This window comes from Pseudobutyrivibrio sp. UC1225, from assembly GCF_900115215.1.
Lineage (GTDB): Bacteria > Bacillota > Clostridia > Lachnospirales > Lachnospiraceae > Pseudobutyrivibrio.
The window spans coordinates 102956-122959 of the sequence record NZ_FOVQ01000008.1 but is presented as its reverse complement, the minus strand read 5'-3'; the positions used below and the strand labels follow the sequence as shown (position 1 = coordinate 122959).

The 20004-nt window shown below is 40.8% G+C and carries 15 protein-coding genes and 1 tRNA gene; 13 read left to right on the top strand and 3 right to left on the bottom strand.

The genetic code is table 11. From position 1 onward, the window contains the following. Positions 1 to 252 precede the first annotated feature (252 nt). Positions 253 to 336, bottom strand: a tRNA-Leu gene (locus BMZ41_RS11020). Positions 337 to 367: 31 nt separating this feature from the next. Then, on the bottom strand, positions 368 to 2989 hold the full coding sequence (locus BMZ41_RS11015; RefSeq protein ID WP_090529633.1) for an ATP-binding protein: 2622 nt from the start codon (positions 2987 to 2989) through the stop codon (positions 368 to 370). 169 nt (positions 2990 to 3158) lie between these two features. Here BMZ41_RS11015 and BMZ41_RS11010 point away from each other — a divergent pair, with 169 nt between their 5' ends. The 13 genes from BMZ41_RS11010 (at position 3159) to hypF (ending at position 19594) form a co-directional block, all read left to right on the top strand. Next, positions 3159 to 3872 carry a LytR/AlgR family response regulator transcription factor gene (locus BMZ41_RS11010; protein WP_176754511.1) on the top strand — a complete coding sequence of 238 codons (714 nt, stop codon included), beginning with the start codon at positions 3159 to 3161 and terminating at the stop codon, positions 3870 to 3872. 184 nt (positions 3873 to 4056) lie between these two features. Further along, positions 4057 to 6099, top strand: coding sequence for a hypothetical protein (locus tag BMZ41_RS11005; protein WP_090529630.1), 2043 nt, complete (start codon positions 4057 to 4059; stop codon positions 6097 to 6099). 556 nt (positions 6100 to 6655) lie between these two features. Continuing rightward, complete coding sequence (gene hydE, locus BMZ41_RS11000) at positions 6656 to 7720, top strand: [FeFe] hydrogenase H-cluster radical SAM maturase HydE (protein WP_090168592.1); 1065 nt, start codon at positions 6656 to 6658, stop codon at positions 7718 to 7720. Between the two features lie 4 nt (positions 7721 to 7724). After that, positions 7725 to 9167: a [FeFe] hydrogenase H-cluster radical SAM maturase HydG gene (hydG, locus tag BMZ41_RS10995; protein WP_090529626.1), complete on the top strand. Its 1443-nt coding sequence runs from the start codon at positions 7725 to 7727 to the stop codon at positions 9165 to 9167. A gap of 57 nt (positions 9168 to 9224) precedes the next feature. After that, on the top strand, positions 9225 to 10409 hold the full coding sequence (gene hydF / locus BMZ41_RS10990) for a [FeFe] hydrogenase H-cluster maturation GTPase HydF (RefSeq protein ID WP_090529623.1): 1185 nt from the start codon (positions 9225 to 9227) through the stop codon (positions 10407 to 10409). A 38-nt stretch (positions 10410 to 10447) separates the two neighbouring features. Further along, entirely contained in the window at positions 10448 to 11926 is a 1479-nt protein-coding gene (locus BMZ41_RS10985; protein ID WP_090168599.1) for a 4Fe-4S dicluster domain-containing protein, read from the top strand. Positions 11927 to 12107: 181 nt separating this feature from the next. After that, positions 12108 to 14051, top strand: a complete 1944-nt coding sequence (locus BMZ41_RS10980) for an NADH-quinone oxidoreductase subunit 5 family protein (protein ID WP_090529619.1) — start codon at positions 12108 to 12110, stop codon at positions 14049 to 14051. Beyond that, the gene (locus BMZ41_RS10975; protein WP_090168607.1) at positions 14048 to 14926 is read left to right on the top strand and encodes an NADH-quinone oxidoreductase subunit H; all 879 of its coding nucleotides are present in this window, start codon (positions 14048 to 14050) and stop codon (positions 14924 to 14926) included. The genes BMZ41_RS10980 and BMZ41_RS10975 overlap by 4 nt, the downstream gene beginning before the upstream one ends. Before the next feature lie 3 nt (positions 14927 to 14929). Then, on the top strand, positions 14930 to 15370 hold the full coding sequence (locus tag BMZ41_RS10970) for an NADH-quinone oxidoreductase subunit B family protein (protein ID WP_090168608.1): 441 nt from the start codon (positions 14930 to 14932) through the stop codon (positions 15368 to 15370). Between the two features lie 10 nt (positions 15371 to 15380). After that, positions 15381 to 15743 (top strand): NADH-quinone oxidoreductase subunit C, encoded by a 363-nt coding sequence (locus BMZ41_RS10965; protein ID WP_072915721.1) that lies wholly within the window; start codon positions 15381 to 15383, stop codon positions 15741 to 15743. Between the two features lies 1 nt (position 15744). Continuing rightward, positions 15745 to 16824 carry a hydrogenase large subunit gene (locus BMZ41_RS10960; RefSeq protein WP_090168613.1) on the top strand — a complete coding sequence of 360 codons (1080 nt, stop codon included), beginning with the start codon at positions 15745 to 15747 and terminating at the stop codon, positions 16822 to 16824. A gap of 10 nt (positions 16825 to 16834) precedes the next feature. Next, the gene (locus BMZ41_RS10955; protein WP_090168615.1) at positions 16835 to 17233 is read left to right on the top strand and encodes a 4Fe-4S binding protein; all 399 of its coding nucleotides are present in this window, start codon (positions 16835 to 16837) and stop codon (positions 17231 to 17233) included. Positions 17234 to 17242: 9 nt separating this feature from the next. Next, positions 17243 to 19594 carry a carbamoyltransferase HypF gene (gene hypF / locus BMZ41_RS10950; RefSeq protein ID WP_090529616.1) on the top strand — a complete coding sequence of 784 codons (2352 nt, stop codon included), beginning with the start codon at positions 17243 to 17245 and terminating at the stop codon, positions 19592 to 19594. Between the two features lie 14 nt (positions 19595 to 19608). Here hypF and BMZ41_RS10945 read toward each other — a convergent pair whose 3' ends face one another. After that, positions 19609 to 19950 carry a hydrogenase maturation nickel metallochaperone HypA/HybF gene (locus BMZ41_RS10945; protein ID WP_090168620.1) on the bottom strand — a complete coding sequence of 114 codons (342 nt, stop codon included), beginning with the start codon at positions 19948 to 19950 and terminating at the stop codon, positions 19609 to 19611. Positions 19951 to 20004: the final 54 nt, after the last annotated feature.

Genomic DNA, 20004 nt, shown 5'->3' with positions numbered 1-20004 from the left:
GCCTTCTCATTCTGTTCTGTAATCATTATTCTAACCCCTTGTTTTGATAGTATTATTATACCAAAAAAGTAACTAGAACGCTTGTAAAATCAAGGCTTTCTAAGGATTTGGATAATCTAAAAATGAAAGAACTGGAGTCCGCAGACTCCAGTTCCTCCTTATTAAAAAGAAAATGTCGCGGCGGAAGCCGCGACACTTTGTCTACACTCTGAGACTTAGCAAATTTGCTAAGTCTTTTTTTTATATTGCATATGCCGGCAGTGGGACTTGAACCCACACGATGTTGCCATCAACAGATTTTGAGTCTGCCTCGTCTGCCAATTCCGACATGCCGGCGTCCGCAGACTAGTATACTAAATTAGAAATACTAATGCAACGCTTTTTTCAGTTTTTCCAGCAATTCCCCATACATCTTCATCACCTCATCATGGTGCTCGTCGATATACTCGTAGCGCTGCTCTTTGACGGCAAATTCCAATCCCTTTGCAGCCTCAGAAACTTCAGGGGCACCAATGGTCAAGGAGGTACCCTTGATAGAGTGAGCCACGATTCGATAATTTACCCAATCCTTTTCCTGATATAGTTTGTTAAGCTGCTCACGTTTATCATCATTCATATAGGTTGTAAGAATCTGATGATAGAAATCTAAATCACCTGCAGCAAATTGAAGTCCTGATTCTGTATCGAGGAAATCAAGAGATGAAGTGAAATCGGATGTAGCTTCATTGTCGTCACCAAAGTCAGTTTCCGTTCTTTCGACTATCAGGCTGTCTGGAAGATGTTTAAGTACCATTTTCTCCAACGCAGAAGGATTGATTGGCTTTGAAAGATAATCATCAAAGCCATCTTCTAAATATTTTCTGTCAGCGCCCATCATCGCATTGGCTGTGAGCATAATTACAGGTGTGGCCTGATTAAGGCAATCTCTGTCTGCACGCAACAGTTTCAGCACCTGGATACCATCCATCTCTGGCATCATATGATCAAGGAAAATGATATCATAGCGTTTTCTATGTAACTTTTCCAAGGCAATAAAACCATTTACTGCGCAGTCAATCTGTATGCCAGTTTCTTTAAGAAGACCCAAGAAAACATCCAGGTTCATCTGAACATCATCAACTGCTAAAATGGAGGCATCTTTTGCGGTGAAGCTAACTTTATGTTTTGTACTTGAACCAGCAAGGAAATGTTCTCTGGTTTTGCCAAGAGGCGCATGGTCAGATACGGTAAATGGTATTTTTACAGTGAAGGTTGAACCTCTGCCGTAGACACTTTCTACGTTGATAGTACCATGTAAAAGTGTCACAAGACTCTTAGTAATTGATAGGCCAAGTCCGGTACCCTGGACAGAACGATTCCTGCTTAATTCGAAGCGTTGGAAGTTCTCAAATAAATTAGGAAGATCCTCTGATTTAATTCCGATACCATTATCTTTAACTTTTATAGAAAGAAGTGTACTCTGCTCATCTATTTCCTCAGAGTTAACATAAACATTGATTGTTCCTCCATCAGGAGTGTACTTAACAGCATTTGAAATAAGGTTAGACAGAATCTGTTTTAATCTGATTTCATCACCATACAAAATTGTTGGAGTAGAAGGGTCACACTCCAGAGTAAAAATCTGCTTCTTCTGCTGTGCAAGACTAAGGAAAAGATTGTAGGAATCATTCAATACCATACCGATATCAAAATCAGTTGAAACAATCTCGATTTTTCCTGACTCGATTTTTGAGAAATCCAACACATCATTTATTAGCGATGTAAGATTTCGAGAAGCAACATTTATGTTTTCAGCATACTTTAAAATAGTATCATCGTTACACTCCCTTAATATCAGTTCATCCATACCTGAAATAACGTTGATAGGTGTACGGATTTCGTGGGAAATATTACTAAGGAAGGTACTCTTTGCTTCGTTGGCTGACTGAGCCTCTTCAATAAGTCTGTTTTCTTCAGTAAGATCAGTGGCAACCAAAATGTAACACATAGGCTGATTGTTTCTATCCATTTTGCAGGAGAAATTTACAAGGGTAACCTTGCCCGTTACATTGGCTGTCAGTCGATAGTCGATGGCGATTCCTTCTTGAGATTTATCAAACATCCTCATCGGCTCACCACTTCGCAAATCAAAAATTTCTCGAAGACGTATTCTCTGTGGTTCCTTATCCAGTCCCAGCAGTTTATTTGCATAATCATTTGATAGATTAAGATGATAATTGGTGTCAAAAACCAGCAGACCAGTACCGAGGGTTGAAAAAATATCTTTACTGATACTATTGATAGTGATGTAGAAAACCATATAGTCGTTGGCGGAGGTAAAGAAAACCGCAAAGGCTATTGAAACACCCATACAATAGGAAGCGTGAAGGAAAGGTACCTCGTGCATGGTCAAAAACAAATCTGGTATAGAGGATGCTGCAAAAATAAAATTCGAAAGGAAGGCAAATAATACCAGCTGTTTATCTCTCTTATACTTAACGTTGAAGGCCCAAACTAAGCCTACGGTTAAAAGACAGATGGCTATTAGCAGCTGATATGAGTAATGAAAGAGATGTCGATAGGGATCATCTCTTACGTAAATGGTATAGTTGTCCAATCTGTAAAATTTGTTAGAGCCAGGATTTCCATATATAACCAAATCCAAAAGTGCTGCCAGTGAGGTTACCCAAATGATAAAAATTTCGGCAGTCCTGCTTATATTCAGGCAACTGGTAATAAGGATGATTTCTGCGATGATGTAGATGTCAATTCCCAACAAGCCTATAACTCTAAAAACATATGCAGCAGTCAGGTTTGGACTCAAAGACATAAGGGAATAACCAATAGAACACAGACCACTACCTAAGGCAAGCAGGAAAACGGAGTATTTGAAGAAGCCTTTTGTGTTACGTTCTCTTCTAAGAAAGCTGACACCAAGATGCACAGAGGTGGTACCCACTATCAGAATAAGAATATTAACATAAAGCATATTTTCTTGAATAAATGACATGGCGTTTACCTTTTTAAAAATATGTGTAGAAAATTATATTTCGAATATTTAACTTCATTATATATAAAATACAAACAATTTTCATTATCAAGTGCACAAATATATGGTATTATAAGCTCAAAGTAGTGTGTGTTAAATGTTCAAAATCGCAGTAACATGGGGAGGCCAAATGAGAGTAGCAGTTATTGATGATGAAAGCATTTTCAGAATGCAGCTTAAAATGATGGTAGAAAAGGTGGCTGCAAAAAGAGCTCTTACACTTGAGGTAGAGGAGTTTGAAACGGGTCAGTCCTTTGTAGATGCATTGACCGAACGACGATTTGATATCGTTTTTATGGATATTTATATGCCAGATATGGATGGTATTGAAACAGCCAAAAAGCTTCGTGAGCTTACTGAGAAAACCTTCCTTATCTTTATGACGGCTTCGGAAGGACACTATCCGGATGCATTTTCACTTCATGCATTTGATTATGTGACAAAGCCATTTACCCTGGAGCGAATTGACAATCTTATTTCTGAGATTGTTGACCATACACCAATTGATGCCATCTTCATCAAAATAACAGTGGGTTCAGTTGATGAGAGAATCTATCTAAAGAATATTGTTTCAGTTACAACAGACGGTCATTATTTAGAGATTCACAAGGATGATGGAGAGTCCTCAAGAGTGCGACTGACGTCGGGCGAGTTCCTTGCCATGACAGGTGCAGATAAGCGCTTTATTATGATTAATCGAGGAATCATCATCAACATGGATTTCATAGATAGGATTGATGGTGGGGATGTTTATCTGGATGACAGGACTATTTTCCCTATGTCTGCTAAGAAAATAGCTGATATCACTCAGCAGATTAGAGATTATCAATTTAGTAATAACTAAACAATCTAGTAAACGATTAAGATGTTGAAAATATGGGACGTAAGGTTTTTGCCAAAATCGGTGCGATTTTGCCAAAGGACTTGCGTCTCATTTTATATTTAGATAAGGTGTAAATGAGAAATATTATATTTTATAACGTTTTTCGTGGGAGAGTATAAAAATTAGAAGAAGGACTTGATTGTTTATGAAAAATCGTTCAGTTCAAGCTATATCCATAGGCTTGTCTGCAATTTCTCTAGCCAGTCCTGCCAGTATGGTTGCATTTGCGCAGGAAGCAGAGTCAGTAAACGATGCAGAGACCACTACAGAACAACAGGTTATTAGTGATTCTGAAGAGAAGGCTATAGCTGAAGAGGTTTCAAACTTATCTGAACAATTAAATACAGACACTACAAGCCAGCTTAGCGAGGCAGCCTCTGCGCCTGAAGCAGAGGGCAAGTTCGACGAACAGGTTTCAGGTGTGTTAATTGATGAAGCTACTGCAAAGGAAGCAGTAGGTTCTGTTGGTGCGTCTGTTGATAATATAGTTAAGGCTGGTGAGGCCATTGGCGAGGCTCATACTCAGGCTGAATCAGCTGTTTCACAGGTAGATGAAGTTATAAAGTCTGTTGGAGAAACAACAGCAGCTGCCAGCTCTCAGGCTGAGACAGCGGTTAGTGCAGTTAAAGATGAGAATACCAGCGAGAAGGCTGCTGCCATAATCATTGCAGATACGGACAAATCTGTGGAAGAAGCACAGACAGCTTTTGATGATGCTGAGAACAAATATAAGGAAGCTCTTGACGCTTATAACTTGGCCAAGAGTGACTTTGATACAGCTTTAGAGGCATATAATACAAATAAGGCTGATGCAACAGAAAGACTTGATGCTGCAGATCAGGCTTTGGTTTGTGCCCAGGAGCATTTGGAGGAGATTCAGGAACAGCTTAAAGCTGCACAGGATGAGCTTGCAGCAGCCGGAGCAGATGCTCTTGTAGCTGCAGAAGCAGATGTTGCCGCTGCCTCAGATGAAGAACGCGGCGGATATATGGATTCCTATGCACAGGCAATTTTACAGTATTATTATTTGCCTAAGGCTGAGAATCTTATGGATGGTGAAAGAATAGAGAACTTCCAGGTAACCGTTAGCTATGGCAATTTTGATGTGGAATACATAATTGTTGATAAGGATGGCAATGCTGTTACTGGTGTAAGAAGTTCATCATACGGATACTTCATTGGGACTGATGGTCGTCTTGTTCTTTATGAAGCACCTGTATATGCAAAATCTCAGTTCCAGACCAATGCAAAAGATGGTTTGAAAAAATCAAACAGTGTTAAATCAGTTAGTAAATCTGCCAACTCTGTTAGAGGGACAACCGAAACCAGAGGAGAAATAGGCACAAACACCATAAAAGTAGGAAGTCAGGAATGGACTGAGCTGGTTACAGATTATGTTTCTTATATTTCATGGGTTAGAGCAAAGGTTACAGCCTACAATAATCTTTTAACATCAGTTGAAACTGCCAAAACAGATTTTAAGGCAGCACAGGATAAAGTGATATCCATTAAACAGCAGATGGATGAGCTTAAGGGAGCCACAGATATAGGTTCGTTGGCAGAGATGGCAAAGCTTGAGGCTCAGCTAGAAAGTGCGCAGCTTGAATATGCAGAAGCAAAGGATAATCTTCAGAGTGCAAAGGATTCGCTTTTAGATGCAAAATCTTTATTTAATGAAAGATTTTCAAAGATAGAAACTCCAGTACCTGTTCAGAAGTCAGCTTCTGGCACTGAGAATAATAGGGATAATCAATGCTCAGCTGCGGAGAGCTATTCCACATATGGCGGAATAACAAAAAAAGCAGAGAGTCTGGAAGAAAAGGTTGATAAACAGATAGAAGAGCTTGAAGCACTACCAGGTGGTGAGAACCTGGCAGAAGTAGGCAATAAAGAATCTGATATTGCTTTTTCAAAGTCTACTGATAATGGCAAGGAAGAAAGCTCTGAATCAGCCAAGACCAATTCAAAATCAAAGATTTTTCATCCAAAGGATGTTCCTGTTGTACCAGGAGAGATTGTTACTATTGGTGAGGAGGACACTCCTCTTGCTATTACACTGGCTGGTATATTGCAGCATGGTAAATGGTTTGCAGGACTTGCAATAGTTACCCTTGCAGGAGCAGTTGTAAGTATAGTTGAAGTTAAGAGAAGAGCAGCAGCAAAGATTATTGATAAGCTAAATCAGTAGTGTTGTTGCCAAAAAATTGACGATTTTGCCAATCTATTGTTCAAAGTCCTTTAGAATGGTAAAGTACATAGTGTTAGATGACGTTCACATAAATATCACATTTATGACACAGAATAGACGCGTTTTTAGTGGTGACTATTATTTGGGAACGCAGGTATAGGGAAATAGTGGTGTCGAGGTATTGAACAGAATTCACAGCCAGAGTGGTGCGCGGTAGGGAGGTCGTAGCTACTCAAATCGATTAAATGGTCGCTGAGAATGAAAAGTTAGGTGTGAGGTATTGATGTATGAAGGTGTTTATCCTTAAGATGAAAATGTTTAGGACTATGGTTGAGAATCACAGGACTAGACGAATGCTCAAAAGGCTGGAAACAAAGAAGAGCTAATTCATCCACGACGACACGAGAAAGAGGGAATCCGTGAGGGTTCCTTTTTTTGTGCGAAAAAACATACATAAATCATCAACATTGTTCCTAAAAGAAAACAGATTCCACCAAATAATTGTGATATAGTATACTTTGTGAAAAAATAAACGATAAATTTTTATCAATAAGATATGGATTCAAAGTTAATAGATACGTTAGACAAACTTAATAGAAATCATTCCCTTGAGCTGGAGGAATATCAGCTTCTCATAGAAAATATTAATCCTGATTTAATGAAGCGTGCAGCAGAGTATGCTCTTAAATATCAGGAGCAGTTTTATGGAAAAAAGATATTCGTAAGAGGTCTTGTGGAATTTACAAATTATTGCAAGAATGATTGCTATTATTGTGGTATTCGCAGAGGCAATAGGGAATGCGAGAGATATCGCCTTAGAAAAGACGATATTATTGCCTGCGCTGATGAAGGCTACAAGCTTGGCTTCAGGACAGTGGTTCTTCAGGGCGGAGAGGATTATACCTACAGCGATGAAGATATATGCGAGATTATTAAAGGCATCAAGCAGGCTCATCCTGATATGGTAATCACTCTTTCAATTGGTGAAAGAGAACGCTCAAGCTATGAGGCCTACTTTGAGGCAGGTGCAGGACGTTACTTGCTTAGACATGAAACAGCTAGTCCAGAGTTGTACGCTAAGCTTCATCCAGAGGAGATGAGCTGGGAACACAGGATGAACTGTCTTCGTGATTTGAAGGATATTGGATATCAGGTGGGGGCTGGATTTATGGTTCAGTCACCAGGTCAGACTGCCAGTGATTTGGCAAAGGATTTGAAATTTATCGAAGAGTTTAAGCCAGATATGTGTGGCATTGGTCCATACATTAGTCATAAGGATACACCATTTGCAAAGGAAGATAGTGGCACCTTGGAGATGACTCTATTCTTATTATCTTTACTTAGAATCATCTATCCACAGATGTTGCTGCCAGCTACCACAGCCCTTGGAACAATTGATCCAAAGGGAAGAGAAAAGGGTATTCAGGCTGGTGCCAACGTACTTATGCCGAATCTTTCGCCTACATATGTACGAAAGATGTACACTTTATATGACAACAAAATCTGCACTGGCGAAGAAGCCGCTGAGTGCATCGCATGCCTTAAGGGGCGTGTCTCGTCCGTTGGTTACGAGGTCGTTACAGACGCTGGTAACAGGGCGGGTTTTATAGAAAAGAGGTAAAGAAATGTACAATGTAAAATCAATGAAAGCTGATGAGTTTATCGACCATCAGGAAATCCTCGACACAATAGAATATGCCGAAGCAAACAAAAATAATTATGAGTTGATTGATCAGCTCCTTGAGAAAGCAAGACCAGTAAAGACAGCAGAAGGCTGTGTATGCTCAGGTCTTTCACATCGTGAGGCAGCAGTTCTTCTTGCCTGCGATGATCCAACATATATTGAGAAAATGTATAAGGTAGCACAGGAGATTAAGGATGCTTTCTATGGCAACCGTATCGTTCTTTTTGCTCCACTTTATCTTTCAAATTATTGTGTAAATGGATGTGTTTACTGTCCATATCATCTTAAGAATAAGCACATTGCTCGTAAAAAGCTTACACAGGAAGAAGTAAAGGCTGAGGTTATCGCACTTCAGGATATGGGTCACAAGAGACTTGCCATCGAAGCTGGTGAGGATCCAGTTAACAATCCAATCGAGTACATCTTAGAGTGTATCGATACAATTTACAGCATTCACCACAAGAATGGCGATATCAGACGTGTAAATGTTAATATCGCTGCTACAACAGTTGAGAATTATCGCAAGCTCAAGGAAGCAGGAATCGGTACATACATCCTCTTCCAGGAGACCTACAACAAAAAGAGCTATGAGGAGCTTCATCCAACAGGTCCAAAGCATGATTATGCTTACCATACAGAGGCTATGGATCGTGCTATGGAAGGTGGAATCGACGATGTAGGACTTGGTGTTCTCTTCGGACTTGAGAGCTATAAGTACGAGTTCACTGGACTCCTCATGCATGCTGAGCATCTTGAGGCAGTTCACGGCGTTGGTCCACACACAATTTCAGTTCCACGTGTTAAGCATGCTGATGATATTGATCCAGATGTATTTGACAACTCTATTCCAGATGAGATGTTTACAAAGATTGCAGCCTGCATCAGAATTGCAGTCCCATACACAGGTATGATTATTTCTACTCGTGAGTCTGAGGAAGTTAGACGTAAGATGCTTCAGGTTGGTATTTCACAGGTATCTGGTGCCAGCCGTACATCAGTAGGTGGTTACACAGAGAAAGAGCGTCCACACGATACAGAGCAGTTTGATGTTTCTGATCAGCGTACTCTCGATGAGGTAGTTAAGTGGCTCATGGAGACAGGTCACATCCCATCATTCTGTACAGCTTGCTACCGTGCAGGACGTACAGGCGACAGATTTATGTCGCTTTGTAAGACAGGCCAGATTATTAACTGCTGTCATCCAAACGCACTCATGACTCTTACAGAATACCTTGTAGATTACGCTTCTGAGGAGACAAAGAAGGTTGGCTACAAGATGATTGAGGAAGAGCTTAAGAAGATTCCAAAGGAAAATGTTAGAAAGACAGCTGAGGAAAATATCGAGGCTATCAAGAACTCTAATCGTAGAGATTTCAGATTTTAGTTCTTAGTTTTTTAATAAAATAAACAAAATTATATTGTATTCTTATAGGAGGCGAGTATGTCCCTTAATAGTACAGCCAGTGGGCAGCGTGTCCACATTGGTTTTTTTGGAATCAGAAATGCTGGTAAATCCAGTATTGTAAATAAACTTACAAATCAGGAAATTTCGCTGGTTTCTGCTCACAAGGGTACCACCACTGATCCTGTAAAAAAGGCCATGGAGATTCTTCCAATTGGTCCAGTGGTTATTATCGATACTGCAGGTTTTGATGATGAAGGCGAGCTTGGTGAGCTTAGAAAGCATCGTACATATCGTATCTTAGACGAGATTGATATTGTGGTTATGGTGCTCGATGCCAGAGAAAAAGAGCTTTCAGAAGAGGAAGCAGATTTCCTTAAAAATGTGAAGGAACGAAATGTTCCTTACATAATTATAGAGAATCACACAGACGAGGCTGAGGCTCATGGCTACGCTGGTTTGGAGGAAGAAAACCTTATTTTTGTGGATGCCACATCAGATGACATGTCACAGGTTAAGGAAGCGCTCATAAAGCTTCTTCCTAATGTAAAGGAGCCTGCACTTGTTGCCGATTTGGTAGAGCCAAGAAGCACTGTTGTTTTGGTTATCCCAATTGATGAGTCGGCACCAAAAGGAAGAGTCATTCTTCCACAGCAGATGGTTCTAAGAGACCTTCTTGATAACAATTGCAAGATTCTTTGCTGCCAGCCAGAGGAATTGGCCGAGGCACTTGAAGAAGATAAAAATATTTCGCTAGTAATTACTGATTCTCAGGCCTTTGAAGAGGTTTCAAAGATTGTTCCTGAGGATACGGCACTTACTTCATTTAGTATTCTTATGGCTCGCTACAAGGGTAGTCTGAATACTCAGCTTGAGGGTGTAGCAGCTCTCAAGAAATTAGTGGATGGTGACAAGGTTCTCATTTCAGAGGCCTGCACTCATCACAGACAGTGTAACGACATCGGCACCGTAAAGATGCCAGGATGGGTTAGAAAATACACTGGCAAAGAAATTGATTTTGAATTTTCTTCTGGAAATGATTTTCCGGAGGATTTATCAAAATATAAATTAGTGATTCATTGCGGTGGTTGCATGATAAATGGGGCTGAAATGCAGAATCGCGTTAAACATTGCAAATCCCAGGGGGTTCCGGTTGTTAATTACGGAATGGCCATAGCGGAGTTCAATGGTATTTTAGACAGAAGTCTACGAGTAATTAATTAACAATTCACTGGCAAATAAAAAGGTAAAAGGAGAAAAATATGGTAACTTCAGATCAGAGTATTGTACGTTTGAAGCACAACATTATGGAAGAGGTTTGTAAGCTTGCTTGGAATGGTGAGCTTGATGCAGAGCACAAAGAGGCTGTTTGCTACGAAATCATCCCTGGTCCAAGACCAACATATCGTTGTTGTGTTTACAAGGAGAGAGAAATCGTAAGACAGAGAGTTATTCTTTCTTGCGCAGAGAATCTTCCTACTAATCCAGATTCAAAGAACGTTGTTCAGGTTATCCAGCCAGCTTGTGATGACTGTTCAATCGCTTCTTATTCAGTAACAGACAACTGCCGTTTCTGTCTTGGAAAGGCATGTCTTAACTCTTGTAAGTTCGGTGCTATCACTCCAGGTGAGAGAAGAATGCACATCGATCCTACAAAGTGTAAGGAGTGCGGTATGTGTGCTAAGGAGTGTCCTTACCAGGCTATTGTTCACCTTGAGAGACCATGTAAGAAGGCTTGCCCAGTTGGTGCTATTTCTTACGACGAGTATGGTCACTGCGTAATCGACGATGAGAAGTGTATCTCATGTGGTCACTGTATCCACAGCTGCCCATTCGGTGCTATCGGTTCTAAGACATATCTTGTACATATCATCAAGGCTATCCTTGAGGGCAAGAAGGTTATCGCTATGTGCGCACCTGCTACAGAGGGACAGTTCGGTGAGGATATCTCTATGGCTGCAGTTAAAGCTGCTTGCAAGAAGGTTGGTTTCACAGACATGATCGAGGTAGGTCTCGGTGGAGATATGACAGCTGCTTACGAGTCAGCTGAGTGGTATGAGGCTAAGGAAGAAGGCCGTAAGATGACAACATCTTGCTGTCCAGCTTTCATCAACATGCTCAGAAAGCACTTCCCAGATCAGTTTAGAGATAACATGTCTTCTACAGTATCTCCAATGTGCGCTATCTCACGTTTCGTTAAGGCTACAATGGGTGAGGATACTGTTACAGTATTCGTTGGACCATGTATCGCTAAGAAGTCTGAGGCACAGGATGAGACAGTACCAGGAAATGCAGATTACGTTATCACATTTGGTGAGCTTCGTGCGTTAATGCGTTCTAAGGGCGTTGAGTTCGAGCCAGTAGAGGAAGATTACCAGGAGTCATCTACATTTGGTAAGCACTTCGCTTCTTCAGGCGGTGTTGCTAAGGCTGTTATCGAGTGCATGCAGGAGCGTGGACAGAATACAGATGATATTAAGCTTATGCAGTGTGCAGGTGGTGCTGAGTGTAAGAAGGCACTTATGCTTCTCAAGAGCGGTAAGCTTGATGTTGATTTCATCGAGGGTATGATTTGTGAAGGTGGTTGCGTTGGTGGCCCATCTAAGCACAGAGCTGAGAGAGAAATCGTTAAGGCAAGAACAACTCTTATCGGAAAGGCTGATGGACGTAAGATTCTTGCAAACCTTGAGAATTACCCAATGGATAAGTTTAGTATGTACCGTGATGGTCATATGGAATAAAAATTGATAAAAATCGGGTGCGAAAGCACCTGATTTTTTTTGCCAATTTTTATTCCATATGACGAAAAAACAGCAATAATTAGCAAACATTTTGTGGAATATATGCTATACTAGAATAGCTGAATGCAATTGGGGAATAGATTCAGCATATATAATGTAATTTAATAAGGAGGGGGAAATAATGGAAACATTAGTGACAGCATTGATTTGCTTTCCATTTCTCTGGGCGATTTTGCCTGCGGTGATTCACAATTCAAAACGCAGAGCATTTACCGTCTATCTAGGCTGTGCCATCGTAATGGTGTTATCAGTCTTCACTGCGGTTCAGTGGTTTTTGGCAGGAGGCCAAACACTGGATTTTCGTCTTCCATTTCAGAGGATTTTTGGTGAAGTCTTCATGTGGGGCGATATTTTCTTAATGTGTTTTATCACATATCTTTCTTACAAACATAATAGATTAATAATCGCAATTCTAACGATTATATCTACTGTGGTACCAACTGTTTTAGAAAAGTTTGGACCTAAGCTGGGTTACACATCCACAATGCGATTTGACTGGCTTACCTTCATTATGGTTTTAATCATTGGTGTTGTAGGTTCACTCATTGGAATATATGCAGTTGGTTACATGCATGGCTTTCACATTCATCATCACAAGGAAGTGCAGGATAGAAGAAGCTTCTTTCTTTCAATGATTTTTGTATTCTTTGGAGCAATGTTTGGTCTGGTTACATCTGCAAATCTTCTAGGATTATATTTCTTCTGGGAAATTACATCTGTTACATCTTTCCTTTTAATAGGATATACCCGCACAGATGAAGCAATTAATAATTCTTTCAAGGCTTTATGGATGAACTTACTTGGTGGCTGCGGCCTTGCAGTGGCTATTTCTGTAGGAATTGTATATTTCCACACAGCAAATCTATATGATTTGATTGCTGCCGCAGAGAAGAGCGGAGCATCAGATATTATTTGTCTGCTTCCAATAGCAATGCTTGCTTTTGCAGCGCTTACAAAGTCAGCTCAGTTCCCATTTTCAGGATGGTTACTTGGAGCCATGGTAGCACCAACACCTTCATCAGCACTTCTTCATAGTGCGACAATGGTTAAGGCTGGTGTGTACATGCTTATCAGACTTTCACCAGCAATGGCAGATAATTATGTTGGTAACATGGTAGCCCTTATTGGTGGCTTCACTTTTGTTGCTGCATCATGCTTCGCAATTACGGTATCAGATGGCAAAAAGGTTTTGGCATATTCTACTATTTCAAACCTTGGACTTATCGTTGCATGTACAGGTTGTGGCTACGAGGAAACAATTTGGGCAGCAGTATTCCTTGTAATCTTCCATGCTGTTTCAAAATCTATGCTTTTCCAGTGCGTAGGTGCAATTGAAACTACAATTGGAAGCCGTGATGTTGAGCAGATGCAGGGCTTGATGAGTATCTTCCCTAAGCTGGCTTTCATCCTTATGGTAGGTATTGCAGGAATGTTCCTTGCACCATTTGGAATGCTTATTTCAAAGTGGGCAGCGCTTAAGGCTTTCATTGATACAAGCTCAGTATATGTATCAACACTTATGGTACTTTTCATCTGCTTCGGTTCAGCTACAACAATGTTCTATTGGACAAAGTGGATGTCAAAGATTCTTGGCGCAGCAAAGCGTGAGAAATCAAGAGATTTAACAAAGAAGAATGAGTACATCTCAATGTTCTTCCATGCCTTTATGATGATTGCTCTCATACTTGGATTCCCATGGCTATCAGAGCATGTGCTCAAGCCACTTTCTAATGATATGTTTGGCACCGTAAAGCAGGTAATCTCTTACGAGAACATGGTAATCATGATTGTGCTTCTTTGCGGCGTATTTGTTATTCCTTTTGTCAACTATCTCATGACTAAAGGACAGAAGGGCAAGCAGGTCATTACATACATGGGTGGAGCAAACGCTGGAGATAATTTTAATTTTGTTTCATCAACAGGTGATCCTAAGGAAATGGAAATCTCAAACTTCTATATGGAAGAAGCATTTGGTGAGAAGAAGCTGTTTACACCAGCGATTATGATTTCTTCATTCATTTTGATTGTTTACCTGATTATCGTAGTGGGAGGTGCTTTACAATGATGGTTCAGACTAGAATTCTTTTGGCAATCCTCTACGTAGTGGTTGCACCATTTGTTATCGGATTATTGGATGGTTTTGATAGAAAAATCTCTGCAAGAATGCAGGGCAGAAGAGGTCCATCAGTTTTTCAGCCATTTTATGATTTGAAGAAGCTTTTTGAAAAAGAGTTTTTAACAGCAAACAAGATGCAGTTATTTTTAATACGCTCTTACCTTTGCTTCATTATACTTTCAGGAATTTTATTCTTTGCAGGCTTTGATTTGTTGCTTGTAGTATTTGCACTTTCAACATCAGCAATGTTTTTGATTCTTGCATCTACAGCTACACATTCGCCATTCTCATCTCAGGGAACATCCCGTGAGCTTGTGCAGATTATGGCATGTGAGCCAATGGAGCTTCTTGTGGCAGTAGGCTTTTACCTTGCAACCAGCACCTTCACAGTATCAGATATTGTGGCAGGTAGCTCAGTTGCAAACATAAGATTTTTACCAGGATTTTTTGTAGGCTTCGTATTTATTCTTACAATCAAATTCAGAAAGTCACCATTTGATATTTCTACAAGCCATCATGCACATCAGGAAGTAATCAAGGGTGTTACTTCTGAAATGGTTGGTAAGGAATATGCAATGGTAACGATTGCAGAGTGGTATGAGAATGCTATCCTTTTAGGAATTGTGGGATTGTTCTTCATCAGCAGCAACCCTCTTACATTTATTGGAGCTGTGATTGCAATACTTGCAGTTTGGTTCCTTGAGATTCTCATCGATAATACATCAGCAAGAGTAAAGTGGCAGCTAATGTTAAAGCTTGCATGGGGTGTGACAATTGTTGCAGCAGGCATGAATCTTTTCTTGCTGGAGATAATTAGGGGGTAAATCATGGCTAAGATACATAAATCACCATGGCTGCTTCACTATGATGGAAGTAGCTGTAATGGATGTGATATAGAGGTTTTGGCGTGCACAACACCTGTTTATGATGTAGAACGTTTTGGTGTTATCAATACAGGTAATCCAATGCATGCAGATATTTTCCTTATTACTGGAGGTATCAATTCTCAGAACGAATCTGTAGTAAAACAGATTTATGAGCAGATGCCTCAGCCAAAGGTAGTTATAGCAGTTGGTACCTGCGCCTGCACAGGTGGTATTTTTAAGGAATGCTACAATATTAAAGGTGGTGCGGACACAGTTATTCCAGTAGATATTTATGTGCCAGGCTGCGCGGCTCGACCAGAGTCAATTATAGATGGTGTAGTAAAGGGTGTTGCTCTTTTCAAAGAGAAAGCTGAAGCTCTTGCAGCATCAGGTAGGGCATAAGGAGGCAGACATGCAAGAGTTAAAGAAGGATTTATATTTAATAGATAAGGCAGAGCTTCTGACAGTCATCATGGAGAAGAAAAATGCTCTTTGGAGACTTTGCCAGATTTGCTGCTCATATCCAAAGGCAGAGAATCATTTTGAGGTTACATATTCCTTTGCCAATGGACAGGATATTTCAAATTACAGATTAATAGCTGAGCGTGAGGAAGAGGTTCCATCTATTTCACGTGTATACAAATCAGCAATTTTCTACGAGAACGAAATGCACGAGCTTTGGGGGCTTCACGTTGAAAATATCAAACAGGACTTCCATGACAAGTTATATCGTATAGACGTAGAGACACCATTTTTAGAGAAGGAGGGTGAGTAAGATGGGAAATAGAAGTGTAGTACCTTACGGCCCTCAGCATCCAGTTTTGCCAGAGCCAATTCACCTTGATTTGGTACTTGAGGATGAAAAAGTTTTAGCAGCAATACCATCTATTGGATTTATTCACAGGGGACTTGAGAGCCTCACATCAAAGAAGGATTTCAATGAGATGGTTTACGTTGCAGAGCGTATCTGCGGTATCTGCTCCTTCATGCATGGCATGGGCTATTGCATGGCAGTAGAGGATATTATGAACGTTGAGGTCCCTCGTCGTGCTGATTATCTTCGTACAATTTGGGCAGAGATGAGCCGTCTTCACAGCCATTTGTTATGGCTTGGATTACTTGCTGATGGTTTTGGATTCGAATCACTTTTCATGCATTCATGGAGACTTCGCGAGAAGATTCTTGATATGTTTGAGGCATCAACAGGTGGACGAGTGATTTTCTCTGTAAATACAATCGGTGGTGTATTAAAGGATATGCCAGCGGATATGCTTCAGGATTTTGTACGACAGCTTAATGACATGGAAAAAGAAATTCGCGAGATGACAGATATCTTCCTTACAGACTACACCGTAAAAAGTCGTCTTGTAGATATAGGAATCATTACTGGAGAGGATGCTATTCGTCGAGGCGCAGTTGGACCAATGATGAGAGCTTCTGGCATCAACGTCGATATGAGAAAGAACGGCTACGCTGCCTACAATGATTTGGATTTTGAGGTAATCACCAGCAACAAGTGCGATTCTTATGCTCGTTGTGAAGTTCGTATCGGAGAAATTTTCCAGTCAATCGATATCATCAGACAGTGTGTAGAAAAGATTCCAGATACAGAAATCAATACAAAGGTTACAGGCATGCCAAACGGAGAGTCATTCATCCGTGTTGAGCAGCCTAGAGGAGAGGCCTTCTATCATGTTCGTGCCAATGGAACAAAGTTCCTTGACCGCTTCAGAGTCCGCACACCTACCTTCGCAAACATCCCAGCTCTCACACAGACTCTTCAGGGATGCCAGTATGGTGACGTGCCACTCCTCGTGTTAACCATTGATCCATGTATTAGTTGTACAGAACGTTAGGAGGAAGATTATGGGACAGTTTTTACCATTTTACAAGCAGGTCTTGAAGAATCTTTTCTCTGAGCCTGCCACAACTCAATACCCTTTTGTACCAAAGGAATATCCAGAGCGCACAAGAGGACATGTAGATATTAATAAGGACGGTTGCATCCTTTGTGGAATGTGCATGCGTAGCTGCCCTCCAGGAGCCATCACTGTTGATCGTGCTGGTAAAACCTGGAGCATCAATCGCTTCGACTGTGTTCAGTGTGGTTACTGCGTAGAGAAGTGCCCTAAGAAGTGCTTGAGTATTACACCAGGCTATCAGGAGCCAGGTCCAGAGAAATTCTCATACACTGTAGAGGTTCCTTATGAACCACCAAAACCTGCAGCAAAGCCTGCAGCTCCAGCTGAGGCTAAGGCAGAATAAGGATAAAATATGATAAAGAAATACATTATTAAAGGGCTGGTGCAGGGTATAGGGTACCGGCCCTTTGTTGCAAAGCTTGCAGAGGAATTAAATATAGATGGCTATGTGAGAAATACAGGGGGCATAGTTACGGTAGTAGCTTGTGGCGAGACAGAGAAATTAGATCAGTTTCGCCAGAAGCTTTCTTCTGATGTTCCAACAGGAGGCTTCATCACATCAATAGAAGAAGAGGAGATAGAGAGCCATAAGATAGAGAGGCAGGAGATAGAGAGCCAGAAAATAGAGCTGGGATTTAGAATTATAGAGTCAGATAAAGATGCCGAAAAGAATCTTCCGCTGATTCCTGCTGATATTGCCACCTGCGATAAGTGCAAAGCGGAACTTTTTGATAAGAAGAATCGCAGATATGGACATCCTTTTATCAGCTGCACGGTCTGTGGACCAAGATATTCTATTATAGAAAAGCTTCCATATGACAGGGACACAATTACCATGAAAGATTTTGAGATGTGTCCTGAGTGTCAGACTGAATACATAGCCAAAAATGACAGGAGAAGACATGCCCAGACTATTGCCTGTAAGGAGTGTGGACCTCGTCTGAAATTTGCTAGTTTAAAGTGTAAAAATGCTGACAATATTACGTCGAAAAACATTGTTGATAAGTATGTGGAAAACTATAACGAAAACGATATAGATGGCGCAATTACAGCATCTATATCGTTGATAAGTCGTGGTGGAATTCTGGCAATAAAGGATATTGGTGGGTATCATTTAGCCTGCAGTCCATTCGATGAAAAGGCAGTGGCAGCTCTCAGAACTTTAAAGCATCGAGAGGCAAAAGCCTTTGCTGTAATGTTTGAAGATATTAAGCAGATAAAAGAGTATTGCAAGGTGAATCAGCAAGAGGCAAGATTGCTGGAATCTCCTGCGAGACCAATAGTATTAGTAAGAAGAAAAAAGCATATTAATTCAGGAAGCAAGCACATTGCAGGAAATGTGTATCTGACCAGTCCTGATATAGGTGCAATGCTTCCATGCAACCCGGTACAGATGATGCTGGTGAAGGAATGTGGTCCGTTGATTATGACCAGTGGAAATGCTAGCGGAGATGTGCTGGAAATCGATAATAAGAGAATGCAACAGTGGCTGAAGGAAAGAGTGGAGTCGGGTGATTTGGAGGACACACCTATTGCCCTATTGAGCCATGATAGAAAAATTCTTCGACCAATGGATGATTCTGTTATGAAGGTAATAAAAGGTAGACAGCAGTTTGTCCGACGTGGACGGGGGCATGTGCCAAATCCAATTCCTGTGGATATTGATGGTGAAATCTTTGCAGCAGGTGGAGATCTTAAATCCAGCTTCTGTTATGTAAAAAATGGTATGGCATATGTGAGCCAGTATCTGGGAGATTTGGAATCCGTAAGCTGCCAGAAGTTTTATAGAAATGAAATGGCGGCAATGGAAAAAATCTTTGGATTCAAGCCTAAGACAGTGGTGACTGATTTGCACCCAGGATATTTCAGTGGGCAGGTTGGACATGAATATGCTCAGAAAAAGAATCTTCCAATTCACAAGGTTCAACATCACAAGGCTCACGTTTTATCAGTAATAGTAGAGCACAATTTAAAAGGTCCAGTGCTGGGGTTTGCCTTTGATGGAACGGGATACGGTGAGGATGGAACAGTCTGGGGTAGCGAAGTTTTCCTTTGGGATGGAAAGAATGCCCTTGATAGAGTTGCGGATTTGCGCCCAGCAAGATTAATCGGAGGAGACGAGGGAGCAAAGAACTGCGACACCATTTTGGTGGGAATACTTCATGAGAATGGATTGGATGAGTTGATAGAAAATGAAAATGCGAAGCTCATCAGAGCGGCTATCGACAGTGACATTAATGTGGTTACATCTACATCTATGGGACGCCTTTTTGATGCGGTATCAGCTATGCTGGACATTTGTCACTACAATACTTACGAGGGACAGGCGCCTATAGAATTAGAAAATATGGCTGCCAGAACTGACCAGGTGTATCCACTTTGCTTTGGAGAAAATGGTTCTACAGAGGAAATATTTATTGAGATTGCAAATGCAATTTTTCATGATGTGTCTAAGGAATCGATTGCCCGAGGCTTTATTTACGCTGTAGCAGACTATATTCTTGAGATAGCGAAAATATATTCAGAAAGACTTGGGAAAGAAAAGCAGATAGTTCTGTCGGGAGGAACTTTCCTCAACAGAATTCTTTTGGAACGATCAATAGATTTGCTGGAATCAGAAGGCTTTAAGGTATATATCTCAGAGCAACTACCACCAGGAGATGGTGGAATCTGTCTGGGCCAGGCAGCCTTCCACTTGAAATAATGAGGTGCTGGCGTTTAGCTTACCTCAATGTTTTTTACAATGAAATCAGTGCAGCGATTAAGCTTGAGGTTATCACTGCCGCATTTAGGACAGTTATCCTTGAATTCGTGGCGGGTGATTTGATTGCCACAATCCTTGCATAGAATCATAGATTCTTTTACTGTGGCATCCACTTTAACACCTTCCAAAGAGGTGCCTTCGCTCATAACCTGAAGATATTCTTCAATGATTTCAGGTACATAATCGCATTGATCTCCCATTAATAAATGGATTTTATCTACATGGCTGGCGCCCGCCGCGTCAGCCTGTTTTTTTACAAGATTAAATACATATTCTGTCACTGCTAATTCGTGCATTTTATCCTCCCAAATACTTCAAAAAGTAGTACAATTATAACATATGTTTTAGGG